The organism is Allobosea sp. OAE752 (assembly GCF_050433265.1).
Lineage (GTDB): Bacteria > Pseudomonadota > Alphaproteobacteria > Rhizobiales > Beijerinckiaceae > Allobosea > Allobosea spartocytisi.
The window spans coordinates 446,607-463,832 of record NZ_JBNPXO010000005.1; the positions used below are offsets into that span (position 1 = coordinate 446,607).

The following is a 17,226-nucleotide window of genomic DNA, read 5'->3' on the forward strand; positions in this document are numbered from 1 at the left end:
TCCATGTCACGCAGCCGTTTTATCGGCCTGGTGCTCGCTGCCGCCGCGTCGACCATCCTCGTTCAGCAGGATGCGTCCGCCCAGGGAGCGCCGCCGGCCCCGCCCGTCCAGATCGCCAACCCGCTCGCCAAACGCGTCACCAACTGGGACGAGTATACGGGCCGCTTCGAAGCGAGCGAGCAGGTCGAGGTGCGCGCGCGCGTCTCCGGCTTCATCGACCGCGTCCATTTCCGTGACGGCGCGCTGGTTCAGAAGGGCGACCTCCTCTTTACCATCGATCAGCGGCCTTACAAACTGGCCGTCGACGTGGCGCAGGCCGACATCGCCCGCGCCAAGGCGCAAGTCGATCTCGCCCGCAACGAGGTCGAGCGCGCCGAGGGCCTGACCCAGAACCGCACGATCACGGCGCGCGACGTCGACCAGCGGCGGGCCAATCTCGACAGCGCCGTCGGCACGCTGCAGGGCGCGGAGGCAAATCTCAAGACCGCCCAGCTCAATCTCGAATGGACCGAGGTGCGCGCGCCGCTGGCGGGTCGCATCTCGAACCGCCGCGTCGATCCGGGCAACCTGATCTCGGGCGGCCAGTCCGGCGCGACGCTGCTGACCACCATCGTCGCGGTCGATCCGATCTACTTCACCTTCGATGTCTCGGAGGCCGACTATCTGCGCTATGCCCGCATGGCCAATCCGCGCGACGGTGCCAGCCGCGATTCCGGCACGGTGGTCGAAGTGCGCCTGTCCGACGAGGCGAAGTGGGACCGCCGCGGCAAGGTCAACTTCCTCGACAACGCGCTCAATGCGCGTTCGGCCACCATTCGCGGCCGCGCCGTGTTCGACAACAAGGACCAGTTCCTGACGCCCGGCGTGTTCGGCCGCCTGCGCTTCTTCGCCGGTGAGGCGGATGCGCTGCTGGTGCCCGACGCCGTCATCGCCTCGGACCAGTCCCACAAGGTCGTGCTGACCGTCGGCCCCGAGAACAAGGTGGTGCCGAAGATCGTCGAGCTCGGCCCGCTCAGCGAAGGCCTGCGCGTGATCCGCGCCGGCCTGACCTCGCAGGACAAGGTCATCGTCGGCGGCAATGCCAATCCGATGGTCCGTCCTGGCGTGGCGGTCACGCCGCAGCCGGGCGAGATCAAGGTCGCGACAACGAACTGACCGGTCGGGGGCCGACCCTCGGCCCCTGACACGACAATCCGGGCGCCTTGCGGCGCCCGTCCGCCTTTTCCGGACAGGACCTTCCATGTTCCGCTTCGCCCATTTCTTCATCGACCGGCCGATCTTCGCCACGGTCCTCTCGATCCTGCTGACGATCGCCGGCGCGATCGCCCAGCGCTCCCTGCCGATCGCCGAATATCCCGAGATCGCCCCGCCGACGGTGTCGATCCGCGCCACCTATCCCGGCGCCTCGGCCGAGACGGTCGCCGCCACGGTGGCGACGCCGATCGAGCAGGAGGTGAACGGCGTCGACGACATGCTCTACATCACCTCGCAGTCGACCGGCGACGGCGTGGTGACGATCAACGTCGTGTTCAAGGGCGGCACCGATATCGACCAGGCGCAGGTGCTGGTGCAGAACCGCGTCTCCCAGGCCGAACCGCGCCTGCCGCAGGACGTGCGGGCGCTGGGCGTCCAGGTGCGCAAGGCCTCGCCCGACTTCCTGATGGTCATCAACATGATCTCGCCGGACGGGTCGCGCGACGCGCAATACATCTCCAACTACGCCTCGCTCTATGTGAAGGACGTGCTGACCCGCGTCGACGGCGTCGGCGATGTGCAGGTCTTCGGCGCGCGCGACTTCTCGATGCGCATCTGGCTCGATCCGGCCAAGGTCGCCTCGCGCAACCTGACGGCGAGCGACGTCGTCGCCGCGCTCAGGGCGGCGAACGTGCAGGTGGCCGCCGGCGCGCTGAACCAGCCGCCCGCGAAGTCGAACGAGGCCTTCCAGCTCTCGGTCAATACGCTCGGCCGCCTGACCGACGTCTCCGAGTTCGAGAACATCGTCGTGCGCTCCGACGCCGATGGCGGCACCATCCGCGTCCGCGACATCGCCCGCGTCGAGCTCGGCTCGCAGGACTACACAACCAACGCCTATCTCGACAACAGGAACACCGTCGCCATCGGCGTCTTCCAGCGGCCCGGCTCGAACGCGCTTGCGACCTCGGACAAGCTGATCGCGACGATGAGCGACATGTCCAAGCAGTTCCCGCCGGGACTCGAGCACCGCATCATCTACAACCCGACCGAGTTCATCGCGCAGTCGGTCGACGCGGTCGTGCACACGCTGTTCGAGGCGATGATCCTCGTCGTCGTGGTGGTGATCCTGTTCCTGCAGACCTGGCGGGCGGCGGTGATCCCGATCGTCGCGATCCCGGTCTCGCTGGTCGGCACCTTCCTGATCATGAGCGCGGTCGGCATCTCCTTCAACACGATCTCGCTGCTCGCGCTGGTGCTGGCGATCGGCATCGTCGTCGACGACGCGATCGTGGTCGTCGAGAACGTCGAGCGCTATCTGGCGCAGGGAATGTCGCCCAAGGAGGCCGCGCACAAGACCATGGACGAGGTCGGCGGCGCGCTGCTCGCGATCGCGCTCGTGCTCTGCGCGGTGTTCATCCCGACCGCCTTCATCAGCGGCCTGCAGGGCACGTTCTACCAGCAGTTCGCCGTCACCATCGCGGCCTCGACCGCGATCTCCTGCTTTGTCTCGCTGACGCTCTCGCCGGCGATGTCGGCGCTGCTGCTGAAGCCGCACAAGGCGCATGACCCGCATGAGCAGCACGGCTTCATCTACAAGCTGGGCGCGCCTGTGCGCTGGTTCTTCCACTACTTCAACGCGGCCTTCGACTGGCTTTCGCGTAGCTATGGGCGCGTCACCTCGCGGCTGATCCGCCTCGCCGTGATCCTGCTCATCGTCTATGCCGGGCTGATCGCGCTGACCGCGCAGCGGCTGGTCCAGACGCCGACCGGCCTCGTTCCGCAGCTCGACCGCGGCTATTTCATCGCCGTGATCCAGTTGCCGCCCGGCTCCTCGCTCGAGCGTACCGACGCCGTGCTGCGCAGGGCCAACGAGATCCTGCAGTCCCGCCCCGGCGTTGCGCATACCGTCGCCTTCGCCGGCCTCGATGGCGCGACCTTCACCATCGCGCCGAACACCGGCGTCGCCTTCGTCACGCTCTCCCCCTTCGAAGAGCGCGTGAAGCAGGGCCTGACGACCCAGGGCATCTTCGGCGACCTCCGCCAGCAGATGTTCGGGATTTCGGAAGCCTTCACCCTGCTGATCGAGCCGCCGGCGATTTCCGGCATCGGCAATGGCGGCGGCCTCAAGGGCTATGTGCAGGATCGCAGCGGGCGCGGCCTCGCGGCGCTCGAAGGCGCGGCCTGGACGGTCGCCGGCTCGGCCGGCCAGCTGCCCTTCATCGTGCAGCCCTTCACCCTGTTCTCGACCAAGACGCCGCAGATCTACGCCGATATCGACCGCACCAAGGCGGAGATGCTCGGCGTGCCCGTCACCCGCATCTTCGAGACGCTGTCGATCTATATGGGCTCGGCCTATATCAACGACTTCAACCTGCTGGGCCGCACCTTCCGCGTCACGGCACAGGCCGACAATCCGTTCCGCCTGACCACCCGCGACGTCGCCAATCTCAAGACCCGCAACGCGGATGGCGAGATGGTGCCGATCGGCTCGGTCGCCACCTTCAAGGACACGACCGGTGCCTATCGCGTGCCGCGCTACAATCTCTATCCGGCAGCGGAAGTGCAGCTTTCGATGGCGCACGGCTTCTCCACCGGCCAGGGCATCGCGGCGGTCGAGAAGATCGCGGCCGAGCGCCTGCCGGCCGGCTTCGGCTTCGAATGGACCGAGATCGCGCTGCAGGAGAAGCTCGCCGGCAACACCGCGATCGTCGCCTTCGGCCTGGCGGTGGTCTTCGTCTTCCTGCTGCTGGCGGCTCTCTACGAGAGCTGGCTGCTGCCGCTGGCGGTCATCCTGATCGTGCCGATGTGTATCCTGGCGGCGATGTTCGGGGTGAACTACGCCAATCTCGACCGCAACATCCTGGTCGATATCGGCCTGGTGGTGCTCGTCGGCCTGGCGGCGAAGAACGCGATCCTGATCGTCGAGTTCGCCAAGCAGGCCGAGGACGAAGGCATGAACCGGCGCGACGCGGCCATCGCCGCGGCCCGGACGCGACTGCGGCCGATCCTGATGACCTCGGTCGCCTTCATCCTGGGCGTGCTGCCGCTGACCATCTCGGTCGGCGCCGGCGCCGAGATGCGCCAGGCGATGGGCATCGCGGTGTTCTCCGGCATGCTGGGCGTGACCTTCTTCGGCCTGATCTTCACGCCGGTGTTCTACGTGATGGTGCGCTGGCTGGCGGATCTGCGCGGGACCAAGCGGAAGGTGCAGGCCCCGCCGCCGGCCGAGCCGACAGCGGCGCACTGAAAGCCGCCGGCGGCCGCTCCGGCAACCGGAGCCACGAACAAGAAAGGGGCCGCAATTGCGGCCCCTTTTCGTTTCGCCTCCACTCCGGGGCTTTCGGAGCCCGAGCAGCGAAGCCTTTCGGAAAGGATCAGACCAGGCGCCGCGCCACCGCCCGGCAGCCCAGAGCGAGGCCCATCGCAATGACGGTCGCGATGGCTCTCGCGGCAGGATCGGGAACAGCCTCCCCTCGCGCCATCTGGACGATCGTCAGCAGGACCAGCAGGACAGCGACGAAGGCGAGGATGCCGGCGAGCACCGTCAGGCAGGCATAGGCCATGGCGCGGCTGAAGATCATGGCCGTCTCCTCGCGGGGCATCCGATCGCCAATCTCTACGAGCCAGCGGTCAATAGCGAGCCCTCATCCTGAGGAGCGCCGCAGGCGCGTCTCGAAGGATGATCCAGCATGCACGGGAGCCCAATGGAGCATCCTTCGAGACGCCGTTCCCTGCGGAACGGCTCCTCAGGATGAGGGCTCGGAAAGCTTCAGGGCGGGCGCCTCAGCCCCACCAGCGCTCGCTCACCGGGAAGCGGCCCGCCGCCTGCTCGATCACCTCGCCGAGCGAGAACAGCGTCTCCTCGTCGAAGGGGCGGCCGATGAGCTGGAGGCCGAGCGGCAGGCCCTGGCTGTCCAGCCCTGCCGGCACCGCGATGCCTGGCAGGCCGGCCATGTTCACCGTCACGGTGAAGATGTCGTTCAGGTACATCTCGACCGGGTCGGCCGAGCCCTTCTCGCCGATGCCGAAGGCCGCCGAAGGCGTCGCCGGCGTCAGCACGGCATCGATGCCGTCGGCATAGACCGTCTCGAAATCGCGCTTGATCAGGGTGCGGACCTTCTGGGCGCGCAGATAATAGGCATCGTAATAGCCGGCCGAGAGCACATAGGTGCCGATCATGATGCGGCGCTTGACCTCGGCGCCGAAGCCGGCGGCGCGGGTCTTCTCATACATCTCGACGATGTCCTTGCCCTTCTCGCGCAGGCCGTAGCGGACGCCGTCATAGCGGGCAAGGTTCGAGGAGGCCTCGGCCGGGGCCACGATGTAATAGGCCGGCAGGGCGTATTTCGTGTGCGGCAGCGAGATCTCGACGATCTCGGCGCCGGCGGCCTTGAGCCATTCGATGCCCTTCTGCCAGAGCGCGTCGATCTCGGGGTTCAGCCCCTCCAGCCGGTATTCCCGGGGAATGCCGATCTTCATGCCCTTCACCGAACGGCCGACGGCGTATTCGTAATCCGGCACCGGGGTATCGACGCAGGTGGTGTCCTTCGGGTCGTGCCCGGCCATGGAGCGCAGCATCACGGCGCAGTCGCGCACGCTCTTGCCGATCGGCCCGGCCTGGTCGAGCGAGGAGGCGAAGGCGACGATGCCCCAGCGCGAGCAGCGGCCATAGGTCGGCTTGATGCCGACCGTGCCTGTGAAGGCGGCCGGCTGGCGGATCGAGCCGCCGGTGTCGGTCGCGGTGGCGGCGAGGCAGAGATCGGCGGCGACGGCGGTCGCCGAGCCACCCGAGGAGCCGCCCGGCACGAGATGGTTGCCTTCGACCGCCCCGCCCTGCCCGGCTCCGACATTGGAACCGCTGCGCCGCCAGGGGTTGACGACACTGCCGAAAGCCGAGGTCTCGTTGGACGAGCCCATGGCGAATTCGTCGTTGTTCAGCTTGCCGAGCATCACCGCGCCGTCGCGCCAGAGCTGGCTAGAGACGGTCGATTCATAGGGCGGCACGAAATTGCCGAGGATCTTCGAGCAGGCGGTGGTGCGCACGCCCTGTGTCGCGAAGAGGTCCTTGATGCCGAGCGGCAGACCCTCGAGCGGCCCGGCCTCGCCTTTGGCGATGCGCTCGTCTGACGCGGCGGCCTGCTTCAGGGCATGCTCGGGCGTTTCGAGCACGTAAGCGTTGAGGGCGCGGCCCTTCTCGACGGCGGCGATATGCGCCTTGGTCAGCTCGGTCGCGGTGAAGGTCTTGGCCTTCAGGCCGTCACGGGCCTCGGTCAGGGTCAGGCGGGTGAGATCGGTCACGGGAAAATTCCGGAGTTATCTGGTCAAAAGACCCCCGATCGCGCTGCGCGCGTCCGGGGTGATCGAACAAGCGCGTTTCGCGCCTATTCGATCACCTTGGGCACCATGAAGTAATCGTCTTCGGAAACCGGGGCGTTGGCGACGATCTCGTCGGCGATCTCGCCGTCATCGACCACGTCCTCGCGCTGCTTCATCGCCATCGGCGTCACCGAGGTCATCGGCTCGACGCCCTCAACATTGACCTCGTTGAGCTGTTCGACGAAGCCGAGGATGGCGTTGAGCTCGCCTTGCAGCTTGGGCAGATCGGCCTCCGGAACGGCGATGCGCGCGAGATGCGCGACGCGCTTGACGGTGGCGAGATCGACCGACATGGCGGACTCCTGAATGGGGCGCGGCTTATGCGCCTGAAAACGGTTCGCCGGGGCTATAGCGCGGCGAACACCCCGACGTAAATCAACATTGACGATCCGGGAGCCCGGCTCAGACCGCGAAGGCTTCGCCCTTCTTCGGCACCACGACCTCGATGCCGCTGCCCTGCATCCCGGCGACGAAAGCATCGGCGTTCGAGTCGATGATCGGGAACGAGCCGTAATGGCAGGGAATCGCCACCTTCGGCTTGACGAAGCGGGTCATGGCGAGCGCCGCGACCTTGCCGCCCATGGTGAAGCGGTCGCCGACCGGGCAGATGCAGGCCTCGACGCCATGGATCTCGCTGAGGAGCGCCATGTCCGAGAAGATGTCGGTGTCGCCCATATGCCAGAGCGTCTTCTCGCCCTTCGCCTTGATGATGGCGCCGTTGGGGCTGCCGACCGGGACGGCGACGCCGGCCTCGCCCATTCCCGCCGAATGGTCGGCGCGGACCAGCGTGACGCTGAACGGGCCGAGATCGACGGTGCCGCCGGTGTTCATCGGCTGGAACTTCTTCAGCCCCTTCGCGGCGAGATGCATGGCGAGGTCGTAATTGGTGATGACCGTCGCGCCGGTCTTCTCGGCGATGTCGAGCGTGTCGCCGACATGGTCGCCATGGCCGTGGGTGACGACGATATGGGTCACGCCGCTGGAGATGGCCGCGATATCGCCCTCGAAGCCCGGATTACCGGTGAAGAACGGGTCGATCAGGATGACGGCGCCGTCGATCTCGGCGCGGAAGGCGGAATGGCCGTACCAGGTGAGCTTCATGCGGGGACTCCAGGCTTTTCAGTTGCCGGCCCCTATCTAGGCCGATCCGACCGCCCGACCAAGTCGACAATGCGCGCGCAGCCATGCAGGCTGTCGGCATGACCAGCCAACGGAATCGCTCCATGACCGACGCAGCCACGCTCGCCCGCCGGATCGCCCAGGGGCATGGCGACGAGCCGGCCGATCTCGTCATCAAGGGGGCGCGCCTCCTCGATCTTGTCAGCGGCGATCTCGTCGAGAGCGACATCGCCCTCTGCGGCGACACCATCGTCGGGACCTATGGCCAATACGAAGGCAAGCGCGTCTTCGACGCCGCCGGCCTCATCGCCGTGCCCGGCTTCATCGACACGCATCTGCATATCGAATCCTCGCTGGTGACGCCCTTCGAGTTCGAGCGCTGCGTGCTGCCGCACGGCGTCACCACTGCGATCTGCGATCCTCACGAGATCGCCAACGTGCTGGGCGCCGAGGGCATCCGCTATTTCCTCGCCTGCTCTGAGGCGATGCGGATGGATCTGCGCGTCAACCTGTCGAGCTGCGTGCCGGCGACGCATCTGGAGACGGCCGGCGCGCAGCTCGAGGCTGCCGACCTGACCCCGATGATGGACCATCCCAAGGTCATCGGCCTCGCCGAATTCATGAACTTTCCGGGCGTGATCCACCGCGATCCCGGCTGCCTCGCCAAGCTCGAGGCCTTCTCGGACCGCCATATCGACGGCCATGCGCCGCTGGTGCGGGGCATGGACCTCAACGCCTATCTCGCCGCCGGCATCCGCACCGACCACGAGACGACCACCGCCGACGAAGCGCGCGAAAAACTCAGCAAAGGCATGGCGATCCTGATCCGCGAGGGCTCGGTCTCGAAGGACCTGCATGCGCTGATCCCGCTGATCTCGCGCGATGCCTCGCCCTTCCTCGCCTTCTGCACGGATGACCGCAACCCGCTCGATATCGGCGAGGAAGGTCATCTCGACTACATGATCCGCACCGCCATCGCGAACGGCGCGGATATGCTGGCGACCTACCGCATCGCCTCACTCTCGGCGGCGCGGAATTTCGGCCTGTTCGACCGCGGCTTCATCGGGCCGGGCAAACGCGCCGACATCGTGCTGGTCGAGGATCTCGCCACCTGTTCGGTGCGCCATGTCTTCACCGGGGGGCGGTTGGTCGAAGCCGGGCTGTTCGAGGGCCGGACTGAGGTTCCGGCGGTCGGACATGGCAGCGTGAAGAGCCGCAGGCTCACGCCGGCCGATTTCCGAGCACAGGCCCGCGAGGGCGAGACACCGGTGATCGGCGTCGTGCCCGGCCGGATCATCACCGAGCGGCTGGCGATGTCCCTGCCCGCGCGCGATGGCGAGGCCCTGCCCGATCTCGCGCAGGATGCGGTCAAGGTCACGGTGATCGAGCGCCATGGCAGGAGCGGCGGCATCGCCACGGGCTTCGTCCATGGCTTCGGCATGAAGCGCGGCGCCATCGCCTCCTCGGTCGGCCATGACAGCCACAATCTCTGCGTGGTCGGCGTCGATGACGTCGCGATGGCGGCGGCGGCCAACCGGCTGATCGAGACCGGCGGCGGCTTCGCGGTGGCCGATGGCGACAAGATCGTGGCGGAGCTGGCGCTGCCGGTCGCCGGGCTGATGAGCGAAGCGCCTTTCGAAGCGGTGCGGCACGATCTTGAAACGCTGCGCGCGGCGGCGAAGGCGCTCGGCGTCGTGCTGGCGGAACCCTTCCTGCAGGTCGCCTTCCTGACCCTGCCGGTGATCCCGCATCTCAAGATCACCGACAAGGGACTGGTCGATGTCGACCGGTTCGCGCTCGTCTGAGGGACATCTCGCGCGATCTCGGCGCATTCGAGCGGGCCGATTCTTCAATAAGCGGAATCGTTTCCGATCACGGCTTCATCCAACGATTCACCTGCTGGCCCTCTGGCGAGGCTGATCACCGAGCGGTGCTGAGCTGGAAACGCAGATGCGGGTCGGGGCTATAGAGCGGCGCGGTGAAGGCTTCGACCAGCCGCCCGCCGTTCTTCTCGATGATGCGCCGCGAGGCGTGGTTGGACTCGTCGCAGGTGATGACGACCTCCGGCAAGCCGGCCTGATGCGCCACCTGCAGCATGGCGCCGAGCGCGGCGGTGGCGTAGCCGTGGCCGGCGAAGGCCGGAAGGATGGCGTAGCCGATATGTCCGAGCACATGCTCGGGCAGGGCCAGCATCGGGCGGCCTTCTGCATCCGCCTGCCAGCGCAGATTGATCGAGCCGACGAAGGGACGCCCGGGTCTGTCCTGCGCGAAGATCCAGCGCGTCGGCCCCGGCAGGCGCTCGACCTCGCGGCCATCCGGCAGGCGGATAAGGCCCGGTCCACCGCGGAGTTCGGCGAGGAAGGCGTCGGGATCGGCAGCGATGGCGGCGAGCTGTTCCGGCGCGACGTCGCGTGTCGTATTCGGCGACCAGCCGCCGCGCAGCGCCGCCTCATAGGGCGCGAGCAGGGCTCTGTCGGGAACTTGCAACGAGATCAGAGCCGGCACGCGCAGTGTATCCTTCCATGGCGGCGATCCCGCCTTCGTGCATCGAGGATAGAGCGCTCGGTCGCCATGCGCGACGGCTCCGGCACGATCTGGCGCGACGGTGGCCATTCCCGGGATGCAAGGCGCTCTTCGCGCAGCAATCGCTCGTAAGCGCGGGCCCCGCGTGCTACCGCGCTGGGATGACCAGTGCCATCGTTCCGCTCGAAAGCCTTCTCGATCTGCCGGATCACGCGCGGCTGCTCGGGCTCGACCTCGGCACCAAGACGATCGGGCTCGCGCTGTCGGATGTGGAGCGCAGCATCGCGACGCCGCTCGAAACCATCCAGCGCGTCAAGTTCGGGCTCGACGCTGCCGCGCTGCTCAAGATCGCGGGCAAATATCAGGTCGCCGGGCTGGTGATCGGCCTGCCGCTCAACATGGATGGCAGCGAGGGGCCGCGCGTACAGTCGACCCGCGCCTTCGTGCGCAATCTCGCGCCGCTGACCGAATTGCCGATCGTGTTCTGGGACGAGCGCATGTCGACGCTTGCGGTCACGCGCACCCTGCTCGACGCCGACGCCTCACGGGCCAAGCGCGCGGCCGTGGTCGACAAGATGGCGGCCGCCTACATCCTTCAGGGCGCGCTCGACCGGCTCGCGCGACTGGCCGACGACGCATTCGGGCCGGAAACGGCGTGAGCCCGGCGCCACGCCGGCCCCCCGATCAGATCGAAGCCTGTCCGCCGTCCCGACATGGCGAAGACCGGAACGGAAGGGTTTTCCGTCCCGGCCCGGGTCGTGATTGATGTCGGAGTGCCGGCGAGGCTGTCAGAAGCCGCGCTTGATGGCCCGCTTCTGCGCTTCGCGCTGGTTTCGGATCGCGCGCTTCTGCTGCTCGATCGACATGCCGTAATAGGGATTGCCGCGCCGGCCGTAAGCGCGTCCACCGCCATAGGCCGGCCCGCTACGATACCCCGGGCCGCCGCGATAGCTGGGCGCGCCGTTGTCGATCGGACCGCCGGCGGCCGGTGGCCGCTGATAATTGTAGTTATAGTTGCCGCCCCGGGAATACGGGTTGGCCTGATAGCTCCCGCCACGGCCGTAGTCATTGCCGTAGGGCATGTCCTGCGCGAGCGAGGCGGCCGGCGCCAGCCCGAGGGCGAGCACCCCAACCATCAGCGCTCGTTTGACCGACACGTAGCGTTTCAACCCAATCATCCGACATTCCCCCAATTCAGGCCCACCGCGAGCCGGAGCGGCTCACGGTGGCGTTTCTCCGTCCGGCCGAAGTGGCGACCGAATCTCGATCTTGTTATCTTATCGGAGCAAGGAGCGAGTTCCGCCCTTCGCTCCGATCATCATCCGCGATCAGCGATGATCGCGGAAGTCGTAGGGCGCATAGTAGCCGTAGGGCGCGTAGTAGCGCGGCGCCACATAGACCGGCGGCGGCGGCGCGTAGACCGGTGCGGCATAATAGCCGCCATCGTAATACGGGTCATAGGAGCGAGCGCTCGCCGCGGCAGCCGCCGCTCCGAGGATGCCCAGGCCGACGCCGGCCGCAATGGCCGAGCCCCTCGAAGGCCCACGCCAGCCGCCGCGATAGTAACCGCGATAGCGATACTGGCTGTATTCGGCCTGCGCCTTGTCGAGCCTGGCCGGATCGAAGGAACGGCGCTCCTGCGCCATCGCCGGCACCGCAACGCTACCCACCGCGACGCTGGCCGCGGTCAGAGCGACAATCCATTTCTTCCTCAAAGACATCATGACGATATCTCCTTTCCCGGGACAGCGCCCGAACCTTGCGGATATCTTGCGCCGCCACTCTTGAATGAGACCTGAACCAATCACGGCGGCAATGCGGCGGAGACAAAGGCGACCGAATGGCAACGCGCTTGCTCCCGATCCGCCTGCCATGGGAGGGACAGGCCGGTCTTCCATCCGACTCCACAACCGGTGATGGAAGCCTTTGTTCCCTCCGGCCATTTCCACGAGTTCCCGCCCGTCATGCTCGACAGCCTGATCGCCGTCTTCCTCGTCATCGCGACGGGCTGGTTCCTCAAGGTTCGCGAGATCGTCTCGCCGGCACATTGGATCGGCGTCGAGCGGCTGACCTATCAGGTGCTCTTCCCGGCCGTCGTCATCTACACGCTGGCGATGGCCAATCTCGGCGACCTGCCCGTGCTGGCCATGGGCTTTAGCCTCGTCCTCGCCATTCTCAGCGTCGCGGCCCTGTTGCTGCTGGCGCGCCCGCTGCTTGCGCGGGCCGGCATCGGCGGGCCGGCCTTCACCTCGATCTTCCAAGGCTCGGTGCGCTGGAACACCTTCGTCGCGCTCGCCCTCGCCTCCGGGTTGCAGGGCCGCACCGGCGCGACGCTGATGGCGATCGCGGTGGCGTCGATGATTCCGCTGCTCAACGTGATCTGCGTGCTGGTGCTGGCACGCTTCGCCAATGGCAAACCGATGAGCGCCAGCGCGACCATCCGCTCGATCCTGTACAACCCCTTCATCTGGTCGTCCGCGGTGGGGCTCACCCTCAACCAGGTGCAATGGGCCATGCCCACGGCCTTCATCGGCTATCTCGACGTGCTCGGCCGCGCCTCGCTCGGGATCGGGCTGCTCGTGGTCGGGGCCGGGCTCGACCTGAAGCGGCTGGCCCGACCGAACCTGGCGCATGGCGTCGCCGTTCTGCTCAAGCTCGTCGCGATGCCGCTGGCGGCATGGGTCTTTGCCGGGCTTTTCGGCGTAACGGGCCCCGCCCTGACGATGACGATCATCGCGGGCGCCGTGCCCACGGCGACGGCTGCTTATTTCCTGGCCCGGGACCTCGGCGGAGACGCGCCGCTCATGGCCGAGATCACCACCTTGCAGACGCTGCTCGCGCTCGCCACGATACCGGTGGCAGTCCTTCTTCTGGGATAGAATCCGCCGATTTTGGAGGAAAAGCGCCCAATCGCACCGGCTCTCTTCCGCTTGCCCCGAAGGCTGGCGCCTTATGCGAGCACAGGGCGGAACCATATCCTAAAACTTGTATTTAATTACATATACACCCTATAAGTGCATCACTGGCGTTGAGCCGGCGACAGTGAACGACTGGCCTCCAACCATGAGGGAGTCTGCCCGCGATGAATCCGGTCGATAAGGTCCGGTCCGCGTATAGCGATGCCGAACAGGAAACCGAACTGCCGGAACGGCCGCTTTCGCCGTTCGAGGCCGCGAGTTTCATCGAAGGGATGACGGCGGAGCTGCGCCGGATGGCCCGGAACGCCAAGCTCGACACCCTGTCCTATTTCCTCGAAATGGCGCGGATCGAGGCCTCGGCGCAGATCGAGCAGATCGCAGAGCGGAAGCTCGACGCCTGATCCGGACCAGTCCTGTAGCGAAGCGGGAAGCCCTCAGGCGCCCGCGCGCGACAGGCCGCCTCCAGGATGCCGCAGCACGGCTCCGGTCAATTCCAGTTCGATCAGCGCGCGCCCGACATCCCGCGCCGGATAGCCGCTCGCGCGCACCAGATCGTCCAGAGCGACCGGCGTCGGGCTCAGGAGCCCGAGCAGGTTCGAGCCGATATCGTCCGCCTCGCCCGTCCCGGCCGGCGGCGCGGGCGCAAAGCCATCGCGGTCGCTTCCGGCCGCCTCGGTGACCGGCGGCTTCGTCACATCCGGCAGGTCGAGCTCGTCCCAGAGCGGTTCGCCCGCGCTCGCCACAGCCTCCTCCCGCATGGCCTGATGCTGGTGGAAAAGGTCTTCCCGCCGCCCCACCATCGGACGCAGCGCCTCGACGACATGCGCGGCTTCGGCGCAGAGCGTGGCCCCCTCGCGGATGAGATGGTTACCGCCCTCGGCCCGCGGGTCGAGCGGCGATCCCGGCACGGCGAAGACCTGCCTGCCCTGCTCGTTGGCGAAGCGCGCGGTGATGAGCGAGCCGGACCGGCGCGCCGCCTCGACGACGACCGTGCCGAGCGCGAGCCCTGAGACGATGCGGTTGCGGCGCGGAAAATCGCGGCCGCGCGGCTCGTAGCCGAGCGGCATCTCGCTGACGATGGCGCCCTCGGCTGCGATACGCTCGGCAAGCCCCCCATTCTGAGGCGGGTAGATCCGGTCGAGGCCGCCGGCCAGGACGGCGATGGTTCCCGTCGCGAGGCTCGCCTGATGGGCGGCGGTGTCGATGCCGCGTGCGAGGCCGGAGACGATGGCGAAGCCCGCCTCGCCAATCTCGCGCGCCAGCCGGCGGGTGAAGGTCAATCCCGCAGCCGAGGCGTTGCGCGAGCCGACCAGCGCCACCGCCGGCAGCACCGGGAATTCTCCGCGGATCGCGACGAGCGGCGGCGCGGAATCGATCGCTCGCAGCGGCAGCGGATAATCGGCCTCGCCCAGCGCGACGAAGCGGCCGCCGAGACGGTGCAACCCATCCATCTCGCGCTCGGCTTCGGCCTCCGGAAAGATGCGGATGTTGCGGCCGGCCTGCCGCGCGAGGTTGGGCAATGCCTCCAGCGCAGGGCCGGCACCGCCGAAGCGGTTCGTGAGAGAACGAAAGCTGCGCGGCCCGATGCCGTCGCTGCGGATCAGCCTCAACCAATCGAGGCGCTGGCGATCGGAGAGGACGATGCCAGCAGCCATGCCATCAGCCCTTCTGGCCGATCTTGCCTTCGCTGCCGGCCAACAGCCGGGCGATATTCGTCCGGTGCATGATCCAGAGCAGGAGGGTGAGGACGGCCATCACCGCCGCCGCCTGATGCATCCCGGCGGCAAACCAGAGCAGCAGCGGCGTCAGCACGCTCGCCGTCAGCGCGGCGAGCGAGGAATAGCGCGAGAGCCAGGCCACGCCGAGCCAGATCGCGGCGAAGGCGAGCGCGATCCAGCCATTGAGTCCGATCAGCACGCCGAGATAGGTCGCGACACCCTTGCCGCCCTTGAAACCGATCCAGACCGGGAAGAGATGGCCGAGAAAGGCGCCGACCGCGGCGGCCAGCGCCGCCTGCGGCCCGCCGAGCCAGTGCCAGGCGAGGAGAACGGCCACCGTGCCCTTGAGCATGTCACCGACGAGCGTCGCCGCCGCGAGCTTCTTGTTGCCCGTGCGCAGCACATTGGTCGCGCCGATATTCCCCGAGCCGATGCTGCGCAGATCCGGCCCGCCGGCGAGCTTCGTCAGGATGATGCCGAAGGGGATGGAGCCGAAGAGATAGCCGGTAACGAGGGCGATCAGCGTGGCGGAGCCGGAAAGGCCCCAGGTCAACGTCTCAGCCATGCAGTCCCCTCGCCCCGGTCAGCGGCCGGCAGAATAGAATCGGTACCGATGAATGGAAAGCGCGCCGTCATGCCGGACAAGCCGCAAAGCGACCTATCCGGACTCCGTCCAAACCCGGAGCCCTCATCCTGAGGAGCAGCCGTAGGCTGCGTGTCGAAGAATGCTCCAGATTGCGCCGGAGCCTTCTGGAACATCCTTCGAGACGCCATTCCTTTGGGAATGGCTCCTCAGGATGAGGGCTCAGGCTCCCAAACAGGTATTCAGCCCGGCCCGAGCTCGTAAACGGCCCGCCCGCCGACGAAGGTCGTCTGCACGACGCCCTGAAGCCGCGCCTCGTCGAAGGGCGAGTTCTTGGCGCGGGATTTCAGCTTGCGCTTGTCGACGACGAAGGGCGCATCGGGGTCGAGCAGGATGAGATCGGCCGGGGCGCCTGCAGCGAGCCTGCCGCCGCCAAGCCCGAGCAGCCCGGCAGGGCGCGTCGAGAGGGCGGCCAGCAGCGCGGACAGGCCGATCTGCTCCGATTGCACCATGCGCAGCGCGGCCGCCAGCATGGTCTCGATGCCGAGCGCGCCGTCGGCCGCCTCGGCGAAGGGCTGGCGCTTGGTCTCGACATCCTGCGGATCGTGGTCGGAGACGATGACGTCGATCACGCCCTCGGCCAGCGCCGCGACCATGGCGAGACGCTCATCCTCGGACCGCAGCGGCGGCGAGACCTTGCAGAAGGTGCGGTAGTCGCCGACGTCGTTCTCGTTGAGGGTGAGGTTGTTGATCGAGACGCCGCAGGTGACGCGCACGCCGTCCTGCTTCGCCCGGCGCACCAACTCGGCCGATTCCGCGCAGGAGATCATCGCCGCGTGGTAACGGGCGCCGGTGGCGCGGGCGAGGCGCAGATCGCGCTCCAGCATCACGGTCTCGGCCTCGGCCGGAATGCCCGGCAGGCCCTTGCGGCTGGCGAACTCGCCCTCGTTCATCACGCCGGAACCGCGCAGCTCGGGATCCTCGACATGGTTCATGATCAGCGCGTCGAAATTGCCGGCATAGATCATGGCGCGCCGCATGACCTGCGGATTGCGCAGCGCCCGGGCGCCGTCGCAGAAAGCGACCGCGCCGGCCTCGAGCAGCAGGCCGAATTCGGTGATCTCCCGGCCCTCGAGCCCCTTGGTCAGGGCGGCGCAGGGCAGCACGTTGACGATCGCCTTGTCGCGGGCGCGGCGCTTGAGGAAGTCGATGATGGCGGGGTCGTCGATCGGCGGATCGGTGTCCGGCCGGCAGACGACGGTGGTGACGCCGCCGGCAGCCGCCGCATGCGAGCCGGAGCCGAGCGTCTCGCGGAACTCCGCGCCGGGCTCACCGAGGAAGGCGCGCAGATCGACGAGGCCGGGCGTCAGCACCAGTCCCTTCGCATCGATGCGGCGGACGCTCTCGCCTGTCGCCGGCGCCGCGCCCCATTCCACGGCCGCGATGGCGCCATCGCGCAGCAGGACCGAACCCGCCCCTTCGCGACCCGTGGCCGGATCGACCAGCCGGGCGTTGACGATCGCGATGTCCTGCGCTGCGATGTCCTGCGTTTCAGCCATGATCCGTTCCATTGCGGCCGTCAGCATCCGGCCGGCGCGTAAAGACGAAGCTCCAGAAGGCGACGAGCCCCCAGAACAGCAGACAGAGCCCTGCACCGGCCAGGACGATGAACCAGGTCCAGCCGGCGTGCGGATCGGCCCAGAGATAGCCGGCCGCGACCACGAGATAGAGCCCGACGAAGACGAACCGCACCCGGCGCATCGTTCGAAGCAGCCAGGCGAGAGCTCCGTCCATC

General features: G+C 67.5%; 17 protein-coding genes. 6 read left to right on the plus strand and 11 right to left on the minus strand.

What is annotated here, in order from left to right; translation table 11 throughout:
- Positions 1-3 precede the first annotated feature (3 nt).
- Both GGC47_RS16345 and GGC47_RS16350 read left to right on the plus strand, forming a co-directional pair.
- Positions 4-1,155, plus strand: a complete 1,152-nt coding sequence (locus tag GGC47_RS16345; RefSeq protein WP_038368118.1) for an efflux RND transporter periplasmic adaptor subunit — start codon at positions 4-6, stop codon at positions 1,153-1,155.
- Positions 1,156-1,240: 85 nt separating this feature from the next.
- Positions 1,241-4,441: an efflux RND transporter permease subunit gene (locus GGC47_RS16350; RefSeq protein ID WP_038368120.1), complete on the plus strand. Its 3,201-nt coding sequence runs from the start codon at positions 1,241-1,243 to the stop codon at positions 4,439-4,441.
- 127 nt (positions 4,442-4,568) lie between these two features.
- Here GGC47_RS16350 and GGC47_RS16355 read toward each other — a convergent pair whose 3' ends face one another.
- The 4 genes from GGC47_RS16355 to GGC47_RS16370 form a co-directional block, all read right to left on the minus strand.
- Positions 4,569-4,775 (minus strand): hypothetical protein, encoded by a 207-nt coding sequence (locus GGC47_RS16355; protein ID WP_142020759.1) that lies wholly within the window; start codon positions 4,773-4,775, stop codon positions 4,569-4,571.
- Positions 4,776-4,977: 202 nt separating this feature from the next.
- Entirely contained in the window at positions 4,978-6,492 is a 1,515-nt protein-coding gene (gatA, locus tag GGC47_RS16360) for an Asp-tRNA(Asn)/Glu-tRNA(Gln) amidotransferase subunit GatA (protein WP_142020758.1), read from the minus strand.
- Positions 6,493-6,575: 83 nt separating this feature from the next.
- Complete coding sequence (gene gatC, locus GGC47_RS16365; protein ID WP_038368128.1) at positions 6,576-6,863, minus strand: Asp-tRNA(Asn)/Glu-tRNA(Gln) amidotransferase subunit GatC; 288 nt, start codon at positions 6,861-6,863, stop codon at positions 6,576-6,578.
- 109 nt (positions 6,864-6,972) lie between these two features.
- Positions 6,973-7,671 carry a metal-dependent hydrolase gene (locus tag GGC47_RS16370; RefSeq protein WP_142020757.1) on the minus strand — a complete coding sequence of 233 codons (699 nt, stop codon included), beginning with the start codon at positions 7,669-7,671 and terminating at the stop codon, positions 6,973-6,975.
- A 122-nt stretch (positions 7,672-7,793) separates the two neighbouring features.
- On the opposite strand from GGC47_RS16370, the gene ade reads away from it, so the two are divergent.
- A complete protein-coding gene (gene ade, locus GGC47_RS16375; RefSeq protein ID WP_142020756.1) occupies positions 7,794-9,494 on the plus strand; it encodes an adenine deaminase in 1,701 nt (566 codons plus the stop codon).
- 115 nt (positions 9,495-9,609) lie between these two features.
- Here ade and GGC47_RS16380 read toward each other — a convergent pair whose 3' ends face one another.
- Entirely contained in the window at positions 9,610-10,194 is a 585-nt protein-coding gene (locus GGC47_RS16380) for a GNAT family N-acetyltransferase (RefSeq protein ID WP_051988490.1), read from the minus strand.
- Between the two features lie 179 nt (positions 10,195-10,373).
- Here GGC47_RS16380 and ruvX point away from each other — a divergent pair, with 179 nt between their 5' ends.
- Complete coding sequence (gene ruvX, locus GGC47_RS16385) at positions 10,374-10,871, plus strand: Holliday junction resolvase RuvX (RefSeq protein WP_038368799.1); 498 nt, start codon at positions 10,374-10,376, stop codon at positions 10,869-10,871.
- A 129-nt stretch (positions 10,872-11,000) separates the two neighbouring features.
- On the opposite strand, the gene GGC47_RS16390 is transcribed toward ruvX, so the two are convergent.
- Together GGC47_RS16390 and GGC47_RS16395 are read right to left on the minus strand one after the other, a co-directional pair.
- Positions 11,001-11,381 carry a hypothetical protein gene (locus tag GGC47_RS16390; RefSeq protein WP_142020755.1) on the minus strand — a complete coding sequence of 127 codons (381 nt, stop codon included), beginning with the start codon at positions 11,379-11,381 and terminating at the stop codon, positions 11,001-11,003.
- A 159-nt stretch (positions 11,382-11,540) separates the two neighbouring features.
- A complete protein-coding gene (locus GGC47_RS16395) occupies positions 11,541-11,936 on the minus strand; it encodes a hypothetical protein (protein ID WP_133565593.1) in 396 nt (131 codons plus the stop codon).
- Positions 11,937-12,128: 192 nt separating this feature from the next.
- Here GGC47_RS16395 and GGC47_RS16400 point away from each other — a divergent pair, with 192 nt between their 5' ends.
- Both GGC47_RS16400 and GGC47_RS16405 read left to right on the plus strand, forming a co-directional pair.
- On the plus strand, positions 12,129-13,091 hold the full coding sequence (locus GGC47_RS16400; protein ID WP_429068521.1) for an AEC family transporter: 963 nt from the start codon (positions 12,129-12,131) through the stop codon (positions 13,089-13,091).
- Between the two features lie 203 nt (positions 13,092-13,294).
- On the plus strand, positions 13,295-13,531 hold the full coding sequence (locus tag GGC47_RS16405) for a hypothetical protein (protein WP_113253016.1): 237 nt from the start codon (positions 13,295-13,297) through the stop codon (positions 13,529-13,531).
- 33 nt (positions 13,532-13,564) lie between these two features.
- On the opposite strand, the gene dprA is transcribed toward GGC47_RS16405, so the two are convergent.
- The 4 genes from dprA to GGC47_RS16425 all read right to left on the minus strand — a co-directional run bounded on the left by dprA (position 13,565) and on the right by GGC47_RS16425 (position 17,225).
- On the minus strand, positions 13,565-14,785 hold the full coding sequence (dprA, locus tag GGC47_RS16410) for a DNA-processing protein DprA (RefSeq protein WP_429068522.1): 1,221 nt from the start codon (positions 14,783-14,785) through the stop codon (positions 13,565-13,567).
- A 4-nt stretch (positions 14,786-14,789) separates the two neighbouring features.
- The gene (gene plsY, locus GGC47_RS16415; RefSeq protein ID WP_429068523.1) at positions 14,790-15,413 is read right to left on the minus strand and encodes a glycerol-3-phosphate 1-O-acyltransferase PlsY; all 624 of its coding nucleotides are present in this window, start codon (positions 15,411-15,413) and stop codon (positions 14,790-14,792) included.
- Between the two features lie 260 nt (positions 15,414-15,673).
- Positions 15,674-16,990, minus strand: a complete 1,317-nt coding sequence (pyrC, locus tag GGC47_RS16420; protein ID WP_429068524.1) for a dihydroorotase — start codon at positions 16,988-16,990, stop codon at positions 15,674-15,676.
- Positions 16,983-17,225, minus strand: a complete 243-nt coding sequence (locus GGC47_RS16425) for a hypothetical protein (RefSeq protein ID WP_038368143.1) — start codon at positions 17,223-17,225, stop codon at positions 16,983-16,985. Before GGC47_RS16425 ends, pyrC begins: the two co-directional genes overlap by 8 nt.
- Position 17,226 lies beyond the last annotated feature (1 nt).

Bases quoted from the DNA above. Each gene is read 5' to 3' on its own strand.
- GGC47_RS16345 (WP_038368118.1), top strand. From the start codon at position 4: ATGTCACGCAGCCGTTTTATCGGCCTGGTGCTCGCTGCCGCCGCGTCG.
- GGC47_RS16350 (WP_038368120.1), top strand. From the start codon at position 1,241: ATGTTCCGCTTCGCCCATTTCTTCATCGACCGGCCGATCTTCGCCACG.
- GGC47_RS16355 (WP_142020759.1), bottom strand. From the start codon at position 4,775: ATGATCTTCAGCCGCGCCATGGCCTATGCCTGCCTGACGGTGCTCGCC.
- gatC (WP_038368128.1), bottom strand. From the start codon at position 6,863: ATGTCGGTCGATCTCGCCACCGTCAAGCGCGTCGCGCATCTCGCGCGC.
- GGC47_RS16370 (WP_142020757.1), bottom strand. From the start codon at position 7,671: ATGAAGCTCACCTGGTACGGCCATTCCGCCTTCCGCGCCGAGATCGAC.
- ade (WP_142020756.1), top strand. From the start codon at position 7,794: ATGACCGACGCAGCCACGCTCGCCCGCCGGATCGCCCAGGGGCATGGC.
- ruvX (WP_038368799.1), top strand. From the start codon at position 10,374: ATGACCAGTGCCATCGTTCCGCTCGAAAGCCTTCTCGATCTGCCGGAT.
- GGC47_RS16395 (WP_133565593.1), bottom strand. From the start codon at position 11,936: ATGATGTCTTTGAGGAAGAAATGGATTGTCGCTCTGACCGCGGCCAGC.
- GGC47_RS16400 (WP_429068521.1), top strand. From the start codon at position 12,129: ATGGAAGCCTTTGTTCCCTCCGGCCATTTCCACGAGTTCCCGCCCGTC.
- GGC47_RS16405 (WP_113253016.1), top strand. From the start codon at position 13,295: ATGAATCCGGTCGATAAGGTCCGGTCCGCGTATAGCGATGCCGAACAG.
- dprA (WP_429068522.1), bottom strand. From the start codon at position 14,785: ATGGCTGCTGGCATCGTCCTCTCCGATCGCCAGCGCCTCGATTGGTTG.
- plsY (WP_429068523.1), bottom strand. From the start codon at position 15,413: ATGGCTGAGACGTTGACCTGGGGCCTTTCCGGCTCCGCCACGCTGATC.
- pyrC (WP_429068524.1), bottom strand. From the start codon at position 16,990: ATGGCTGAAACGCAGGACATCGCAGCGCAGGACATCGCGATCGTCAAC.
- GGC47_RS16425 (WP_038368143.1), bottom strand. From the start codon at position 17,225: ATGGACGGAGCTCTCGCCTGGCTGCTTCGAACGATGCGCCGGGTGCGG.